We start from the raw sequence: 1505 nt of genomic DNA on the forward strand, positions 1-1505 counted from the left end.
TATTGCAGGCGTATTGCACGAACCGGAAACATTGTCTAATTCTTGATAGTTTGATCGAGTAGTAAGCTAGAATGGTCAAAATCCCCGACTTCTTCAAGAAGTCGGGGATTTCGCTGTATCGATCTTATCTAAATTTATACAACCGCGATCGCGCGAACGATGTCACTTTCGGTAATAATGCCGATCGGGTGATTGTGTTCATCTACCACAGGTAAACGGTGAATCTTTTTATCATGCATGATTCTAGCGGCTTCAGGAAGCGGCGTAGCAGCAGAGATGGAAACTGCATGAGGTGTCATCACTTCTCCTACTGTTTGCCCCGGAGCTTTATGCAAATCTCGATCGTGTCGAGTATGGCTGGCATTTCTAGTTCTTGTTTCTGGACATATCGATGCAGGCTACTGTGTCCTACCTCCATTCCCATCAATGCATCGATCCCACATTCCGCTAGTTCGACCACCCTTGGGGGAGCGCAAGCGCACCCCACCATTGACTAACGATGATTAGCTAGCCATCCAGTCAAATCTGCCATCGCACCAAACCGCAACAACGCAGATAATCCGGCGATCTCCTGACACAACTCAGTGGAAACATCACCGAGCTTTTCGGTTAATAGCAACATCACCAATTCCCGCTCACCTTCTGTGCGACCCTCCTGACGACATCTGGCTTCACCAACTTGTTGAGCCTCTTGAATCTTCTCGATATACAGTGCAGATAGTCTCATGGCTAAATTTTGCTCCTCTGGCTCGATACTTTATTTATTGAGATCGCCATCCAACCAAGCTAATAAATCCTCAATCTTGGCAAAATCTAACAAAGCTTCACCTAGATCCTCCAACTGCACCAGTGATTAAGCCTTAACCCTAATTTCCGTCTCGATCGGCACATTGCCCACTCGTCGAGTCAATTGCCGCAGAATTAAAGCCTGTCCTTCTTCTGTTCGACCCTCTGCTCGACCAACTTGTTGAGCCTCTAGTTCTAGTTTAAGCGTGAGTATCTATAATTGAGGTTTGATTTCGGCGGTATCTGTCTGTTTGAGTCGTTTCCGTTCTCGTGTCAACTCTTGTTGAATCTCAAATAACTTCGCAATACAGATCTGGATCTCGCCGACACCAACGGGATTGCGAAAAGGCTCAAAGATGGCTGGTTGAGTAATGCAGCGGGCTAATAAACCGATCTGATGGTCGGGCGGAACTGGTTGAGTCGGTTGGAAGTAAATATCTACGGCTTTGGCTTCTGGCTGAACGCTGCGTTCGATCTCTACACCACCAAAGGGTGTGAGTAGTAGTTCAAATAAATTTTTGGCGAATTCGTCGTGGGGAAATTGAGACATATCACTCCTGAGACTGCATCGCTAAGATAGCAGTAGCAACAGGTAAAAATAGCGTCAATGGTCGTTCGGGAATTGCCACAAAGCCATTAACTTCATAGAAACGTTTCGCCCCATCATCCAAAGCATGAACCAAAATATAGGCGACCCCAATGCTTTGTGATGCCGTAAT

General features: G+C 46.4%; 3 protein-coding genes and 1 pseudogene. All 4 read right to left on the bottom strand.

Translation table 11 applies throughout. The annotated features are described in order from the left end of the window. Positions 1-134: 134 nt before the first annotated feature. Positions 135-299 (bottom strand): HPP family protein, encoded by a 165-nt coding sequence (locus tag ACEW9J_RS08200; protein ID WP_373544646.1) that lies wholly within the window; start codon positions 297-299, stop codon positions 135-137. Between the two features lie 194 nt (positions 300-493). After that, complete coding sequence (locus tag ACEW9J_RS08205; RefSeq protein ID WP_373544647.1) at positions 494-727, bottom strand: DUF4351 domain-containing protein; 234 nt, start codon at positions 725-727, stop codon at positions 494-496. 30 nt (positions 728-757) lie between these two features. Then, positions 758-1000: pseudogene (locus ACEW9J_RS08210) on the bottom strand (DUF4351 domain-containing protein). Further along, complete coding sequence (locus ACEW9J_RS08215; protein WP_373544648.1) at positions 1001-1336, bottom strand: hypothetical protein; 336 nt, start codon at positions 1334-1336, stop codon at positions 1001-1003. Positions 1337-1505 lie beyond the last annotated feature (169 nt).

It is taken from the genome of Chamaesiphon sp. (genome assembly GCF_041737865.1).
Lineage (GTDB): Bacteria > Cyanobacteriota > Cyanobacteriia > Cyanobacteriales > Chamaesiphonaceae > Chamaesiphon.

Excerpts from the sequence above, each read along its gene's own strand:
- ACEW9J_RS08200 (WP_373544646.1), bottom strand. The coding sequence starts at position 299 with ATGACACCTCATGCAGTTTCCATCTCTGCTGCTACGCCGCTTCCTGAA.
- ACEW9J_RS08205 (WP_373544647.1), bottom strand. The coding sequence starts at position 727 with ATGAGACTATCTGCACTGTATATCGAGAAGATTCAAGAGGCTCAACAA.
- ACEW9J_RS08215 (WP_373544648.1), bottom strand. The coding sequence starts at position 1,336 with ATGTCTCAATTTCCCCACGACGAATTCGCCAAAAATTTATTTGAACTA.